General features: G+C 61.6%; 1 pseudogene. It reads right to left on the bottom strand.

Annotated elements, in window-relative coordinates:
- Positions 1–427: pseudogene (locus EOA86_RS38175) on the bottom strand (hypothetical protein); the annotation flags it as partial.

Here is a 427-nt window from a genome sequence, read left to right as displayed (position 1 = left end):
GCCTTCATCTTGTCGATCGACAGGGCCAGGTCCTCGATCTTCGCCATGATCCGTTGCAACGCTGATGGATCGCCTGAGCGGATCGGCTCGTCATCCGCACCGTGGGGGAAGGCTTTCCGCTTCACCGCTTTCCGGGCCGCTGCTGAATGTGCGGCAAGATCGGCGTGCCGAGCATCGGAAATCTTCATCCGCTTTTCGTTGCGGGCAACGGGAAAGCGCGCCGGTCCGGTAATAAACCAGTTCATGCAGCGGCTTTCCGCCGCCCAATAGCGCCGCGTCAACTCGACGTGGCGGCGGGTGAAAGCCTCGATCTCTGGTTCGGGGTTCGGTGCGCTCTCCTTCTCCCACAGCTCCACGACATAGCCCGCAAACTCGTTTATTCGACCGGCCAGCTCGTCAAGTTCGGCGTTCGCGCGCTGGTCTGGAT

This window comes from Mesorhizobium sp. M5C.F.Ca.IN.020.32.2.1 (assembly GCF_004023105.1).
Lineage (GTDB): Bacteria > Pseudomonadota > Alphaproteobacteria > Rhizobiales > Rhizobiaceae > Mesorhizobium > Mesorhizobium wenxiniae.
The sequence above is the reverse complement of the archived record's forward strand: the minus strand, read 5'-3'. Positions and strand labels throughout refer to the sequence as shown.